We start from the raw sequence: 6675 nt of genomic DNA, 5'->3' as shown, positions 1-6675 counted from the left end.
ATTGGAGACAGAATTTATAATTGCTTTATGCATAAAAATGGATTAAACTATTTAATTAATATAAATGGAAGATATTTTGAGGTAGAAAAAAGTTCTGAGTATGAAAGAAATTCGACAAGAAAAAAAGGATTTTCAGTAGGGAAGAAAGAGATAAGAGCAAGAATGCCAGGGAGAGTAAAAAAAATATTAAAAGAAAGGGGAGAACCTGTAAAAGAGGGCGAAGGGGTTTTAGTAGTGGAAGCGATGAAAATGGAAAATGAAATAAAATCTCCTATAGAGGGAGAGATCAAAGAAATGTCCGTTAGGTTGGATAAGAACCTCGAGACAGGAGATCTACTGTTTATAGTAGAATGAAAATAAAAAAAACTATTAAAAAAAGCCTGAGTTTTTTTTTATCGTTTTCATTGTATTAGTAATATCTTTATCTTTTGTTAGATATTTAGCTCTATGGAATATAAAAAATTATATAGAAAAGACCTCTTTTTTCTCTGAATTAAATTTAAGTGTATTTCCTCTCACTTTAAGTATCTCAAACCCATACATAAGATTGCACGATTTGAAAAGTTATATATCTGCAGACAAAATAATACTAAATGTTGATATAAAGCCTCTTTTTTATAAAAAAATATTGGTAAATGTTGAATTCCATAGACCCTTTTTATATATCTATCCTGATTTTTTTAAGACAAAAAACAAAGGAATAAAATTTTCTTTTTTAAATTTTAATAGAATTTTATTTAAAGATTTAAATTTAGTTTATTTAGATTTTGAAAACGAGATTCGTCTTCAGAATTCATTTTGTTATGTAAGAAAAAAAGATAAAGATTTTGAAGTTAATTTTAAATCAACTGATCATTTCTATCTTAACAGAAAATTAAACATAAAAATGAGAGGGAGTTTGTTTGGGTCTTTTTCTGGAAATGAGAAAATGATTAAATTTAATAATCTGAAATTCCTCTCAGATGGTTTATCGTATGATTTGACAGGAAATATTTTCAATCTTCAGCATCCTCGGATTGAGTTTTCTGGGAAGGGGATATTATTAAAAAAATTTTTTAGCGAAAACTTGAAAGCTTTACCTTTTTCAGGAAAGGCTCAGGTAGAAATTAAGGGGACTGTTGAACGACAGAACCTCAATTTGAGGGGCAACCTTATTTTTCATCCTGATATCATCGGGATTTCAAAGGATATTTCCTTAAAAGGAGATTTTGATATAACCAGGAGAGGATTTTCTGAGATCAAATTTTTTATAGAGAAAGAGGGAAAGAGAAGGGGAGGGGGGAGAATTTATTTAAATAAGAAAAAGTTATTCGTAGATTTAAAAAAATTTGAAATTGAAACATTGAGTGAGGTCTTAAAAACTGAGTATTTTGATAATTACACGTTAGATTTTAATGGCTTAGGGTATGGAAATAATCTTGAAGGTAAAATGAATTTTTTCAAGAAGAGTGAGAATGGAGCGGAATTACAGGGAGATATAAAATTAAAGTTTGATAGAAATAAAGTAAATTTTAGTTCAAAAAATCTAAAGTTAAATTCACTGATGTTAAATGGAGAAGGAAAGGTTTATTATGATGGTGGATTTTCAGTAAAAGTAAGCTTAGAAACAACAGATCTTGAAAGTCTAAACAATTTTGTTCAGAAAAATTATAAGGTGAACACAAAGTTAGAATCTGTTTCAGGGGAAGGATATCTAAATATTAATATATTCGGGAAAAGATGGAATCCTCAATTTAATGGAAATTTTTATTTTAAAAATGTAAAAACACTAAATACATCGTTCGGTGAGGTTAAAGGCGATGTGGAAGGGCAAAAGAGAGCGTTAAAAATGAAAGGTTTTGTTCAAGGCGATTTTATAGATGGCAAATGGGAAACAGAGATGGAGAGAGAAAGAAATTATTTAAGAGTTGATTTTCAGAGAATTGATTTGAGAGGTTTAGAAAAAATTTATAAGAAAAAGTTAGATTTAAAGGGGCGTCCTTCAGGAGAGGTTCTGATGATAAATGAAAATGGAAAGGTTTCGATAGAGTCAGTAATAAAGGGAGATAATATTTATATTCACGATAAAAAAATTGATAAGATATCGGGAGAATTTAATTATAAAAACGACTTGATCGATTTTTCTTCAGTTTATGTCAAATCTGGTAACGGAATAATTAAAGGGGATGGAAAGATTAATTTCAAGGATAATTTCTATTCCTTAAATATTTCAGGAGATTCGATAGAACTTTCTTCATTTTTACCAGATTTGTCAGGGAAGGGAAGTTTCTTATTAAAAGGAAAGGGTGAGCTGGGGAGAGATCCAGTGATTTTTACAGGAAGGATTGAAGGTGTTTCGATTAATAAAAAAGAATTCAGAAATGGAAAAATCAGAGCTGAAATTCTTCTCAACAGAGATCTTATTAATTCAAATGTATTGATAAATTTTAAAAATTCTCAAATAGAATCAACAGTGACATCCGTAATTTCTTTAAATGTTTTAAAAAAGGAAATATTTGGAGATTTTAGACTTTCATCGAATGATTTTCAATTTTTTATTCCTTATAAAATTAAAGATTCAGAAATGGAATTACTCGGGCAGATTTCAGGAAACCTAAAAAATCCTGAATTAAGGTATTATATAAATTTAAAAGGGGAGAGTTTCTTTATCCCCTATTTTTCCTATGATTTTAAAAATTATTCAGCATATTTAACCAAAGAAGGGAATATAATCAAATTAAAATCTTCTTCAGCCACGATGGGAAATGGTAGGGTTACAGGCTTTGGAGAAATCTATCCCGATGGGATGAGAATTAAGTCCGCTCAGATAAACATTAATGGCAAAGATATGCAGATGGCAATAATTGAAAGAGCAAGGGGTGTTTTTGACCTTAATATGAAAATAAAAAAAGAGGAGAATATAATTACTTTTGATGGGGATATATATTTCTACAAATTATCATGGAAAAGAGAAATTGGAGAGAAAATAGTATTTTCATCAGGCTCTCCATCCTCTTCTTTTAATCCGGGAAGTATAAATTTAAACATAAGGATGAAAGCTGATAGAGATGCATGGATGGAAAATTCTTTGGGGAAAGTTGAAGTAAAAGCTTCTCTGAGAGTGAGTGGAACCTCTGAAAATCCATCATTAACAGGAGAGATTACAGGGATAAGAGGTGAGTTGAATTTAGCTGACAGAAAATTCAGATTAATTAATGGGAGAGTAAATTTTAATAATCCTTATAAAATTGATCCTGTTCTTGATATCCAGTCAGAAGCATTCATTAAAGATTATAGAGTATTATTTATTATAAAAGGAAATGCTTCAAAACCAGTTCCTCAATTAGTTTCGTATCCATCTTTATCTCCGCAGGATACCCTTGCCCTTGTTTCCCTGGGGGAAATATATAGAAGGCCATTTTATAGAATTGAATCTCAGGTAGGCACTGCATCTTTAATTTCTATGGAGCTATCAGAAATGATAAAGTCAAGAGCAAAAAAAATGTTTGGAGTTGATAAGTTTAGAATAGACCCATTTTTATTGGGTTCATCATCAAACCCATCCTTCAGACTTACGGTCGGGAAGAAAATCTCAAAAGATCTATTCATTATTTATTCAACAAATTTATCCACACAACAGGAGGAAATTATATTTGCTGAGTTTCAATTATCCAACGATGTTTCTTTGATAGGAATGAAGAATGAAGAGGGAAGATTCGGATTTGATATAAAACTCAGAAAAAGATTTTAACATGTATTTAAAGAAGAAATTATGCCTTTTTATTTTTTCGTTTATATGTATTTTGGTAGAAACCTTTATTTTCTCTAATTCATCCAGTTTAACCGTGAGAAATATATATTTGGAAATAAATGGAAAAAATATTGAAAGTGAGATTAAAAATTTAATAATGATAAAAAAAGGGGATAAATATGATGAAGAAAGAATAAGGACAAGTCTTGATAATTTATACAAGACCGGCTTTGTTTCTAACATTCGTGTTGAAGCTTTAGAAGATCAGAAATGGGTAGATCTATATTTTATAGTTCAAAAAAAATCAATTATAAGAAAAATAAGATTTACCGGGAGTAAAGGACTTTCAACTTCAAAAATAAAATCTGGAATTATCTCTTTAAGGGAAGGAGAATATTTTTCAAAATTCAAACTGGAAAAAACTATGGAAGAGATAAAAGGAAAGTTAAAGGAAAATGGATTTTTTAACCCTGAAGTTAGCTGCAAGTTAGAAACCGATAAAGAGAATTCAAATATTAATATAATATTCGATTTAAATTCAGGTGAGAGAGCAAGGATAGGGAAAATATATCTTCAGGGAGGATTAATAAGAAAAGATAAAGAAATAATGAATTATCTCAATGGGAAAGAGGGAGAGTATTTATTTCCTTTTAAATTTGAATATAAATTGCAGAAGATAAAAAATGTTTTCATAAAAGAGGGCTTTTTAAATTTCTGGGTAGAAAGCGAATACAAAATTAACAAAGAATCAAATATTGTAGATATATATCTCAAGGGAAATGTAGGAAATAAGATCATTGTTGATGTTAAAGGAGCTGAGGTTTCTTCAAATTTATTGAGCCAGCTATGGAGAGAGGAAATATTTGAGGATTGGGCACTGAATGAGGGAAAGGTAAAGATAGAGGATGAGCTTAAAGAAAAAGGATATTTTTTTCCTGAGGTGAAATATTCATTAAGAAGAGAAAATAATGAAATTTATATTGAATATAAGATAAAAAAAGGGAAGAGATATAAATCAATAAAAATTGAGTTTGAAGGCTTAAGTTTTATTCAAAAGGAAATGCTGACACAATTGGTTAAAAAAAGAGTAGCCGAAGAAAATTATTTTTATCCTTTCTGGATCAACGGGAAAATTATCGAAGAGTACGAAAAAAATATCCTTAAATTTTATAGAGAAAACGGTTTTTTTGAGAGTGATATTGATTTAAAAAGGGTAGAAAAAGGAAAACACCTTATTTTAATATTCAACGTCAAAGAAGGAAGAAGAGCAATAATAGGAGAACTCAAGTTTAATGGATTGAGCTTCTTTAAAGAAGATGAGATATTGAGTCTTATGGATACAAAACCTGGTGGAGCTTATGTATTTGATATTTTGCAAAGAGATATGGAAAGGATAAAGGAATTGTATGAAAATAAGGGATTTAGAGAAACAGAAATACACCTAAATCTAAATGGAGATGATACATTTCGGAAGATAACAATTGATGTCAAAGAAGGAAAGAGATACAAAATTAATGAGATAATTTTCTTTGGAGATATGACAACAGATAAAGATTTAATATTAAAGGAGATTGTAATTAAAAAGGGTGATTGGGCAGATAAAAGTCTAATTTTGAAATCAAAAGTAAATCTGGAAAACCTTGGCATATTCAGTGAAGTTAATGTTAAAGAGATCAAGTTTGAGGGGAATGTTATTTCTTTGGTCTATGAAATAAAAGAAAGTAAGAAGAACTTTTTTGGATTTGGACTAGGGTATCTTGAAAGATCGGGCTTGAGAGGAACATTTGAATATTCGAGAATAAATTTGTTTGGAAAGACATGGAATTTTTCATCTGTATTCCAAGCGAGTCAGAGAGAGAAGAGATATTTGCTCTCTCTGGAGCAACCAAAAATATTGGGGATGCCAGCAAAAGGTTTTTGGACAGGATGGAAAGAAAAAGAAAATAGAAAGAGTTTTGATTATGATAAGATCGGCATCACTCTGATGGGAGTAAAAAACATTAGTGATAAGAATTTATTAGTTATAAGAACAAAATTAGCAAGGACGAATTTATACAATTTAGAAGTTGCAAGTACTTCCTTGGATAGAGAATATCAACCATTTTATGTATCATCTTTTTCAATCTCATATATTTACGAAGGAAGGAATGATCCTTTTAATCCAGAAGAAGGGTATTTTTTTACAATTGACGGAGAGAAAGCCTTTAGAGTTTTTGGAACAACATCAGATTTTCTAAAAGGATATTTTCAATTTCAAAGAGTTAAACCTATTAAGTATTCCTTCTTATCATTTTTTAATGCACGCATTGGTTTTATTACTGGAGATGTTCCAATCAGTGAAAGATTTTTTGCTGGTGGGAGTTCCTTTAGAGGAGAAAAAGTAGACGAGCTCGGTCCAAAAGACCCGAAAACTGGAAATCCCGTGGGAGGAAAATATCTGACAATTTTTAATTTTGAGACTGTAGTTCCGGTTTTTTCTACCTGGAAGAATTTGGGATTAACAGTTTTTTTTGACTGGGGGAATGTATTCAGGAATTCAAAGCAATTTTCGCTAAAGTCATTTCAAACAGCGGTAGGTATTGGAATCAGATATGTCACCCCTGTCGGACCGCTAAGATTTTCAATAGGTCAAAATTTAAGCAAAAAATTTGAAGGCAAAAATATAGTTTATCTGGTAAACATAGGACGTGATTTTTAATTTGCTTATTTTTTCTCTATTTATTTTTTTTCAGAGAATTTTTATAGATAGAGTAATTGTTTCAATAGATACAGATATAATTACGTTGAGAGACCTTCAAAAATCATACGAGCTAAGATTGATATCCAGAAACTCCAATGAAGAAGAGGTGGAATATTTAAAAAGGTCATTAGAATTTTTGATAAATCAGAAGATTGTATTAAATTCTTTTAAAATAGATTTAGAGATAACAGAAAAAGATTTTAAA

At 29.8% G+C, this 6675-nt stretch carries 4 protein-coding genes; all 4 read left to right on the top strand.

Translation table 11 applies throughout. The annotated features are described in order from the left end of the window. The coding region (locus AB1410_11540) for an acetyl-CoA carboxylase biotin carboxyl carrier protein subunit (GenBank protein ID MEW6457332.1) at window positions 1-354 on the top strand (354 nt) is incomplete at its 5' end. Window positions 355-556: 202 nt separating this feature from the next. Continuing rightward, window positions 557-3730, top strand: coding sequence for a translocation/assembly module TamB domain-containing protein (locus tag AB1410_11535; GenBank protein MEW6457331.1), 3174 nt, complete (start codon window positions 557-559; stop codon window positions 3728-3730). 1 nt (window position 3731) lies between these two features. Further along, window positions 3732-6428, top strand: coding sequence for a POTRA domain-containing protein (locus tag AB1410_11530; GenBank protein MEW6457330.1), 2697 nt, complete (start codon window positions 3732-3734; stop codon window positions 6426-6428). Further along, the coding region (locus AB1410_11525; protein MEW6457329.1) for a hypothetical protein at window positions 6418-6675 on the top strand (258 nt) is incomplete at its 3' end. The genes AB1410_11530 and AB1410_11525, both read left to right, overlap by 11 nt.

The organism is Acidobacteriota bacterium (assembly GCA_040756905.1).
In the GTDB taxonomy this organism is placed as follows: Bacteria; Acidobacteriota; Aminicenantia; order JBFLYD01; family JBFLYD01; genus JBFLYD01.
This window is presented reverse-complemented; position numbering and strand designations above follow the sequence as displayed.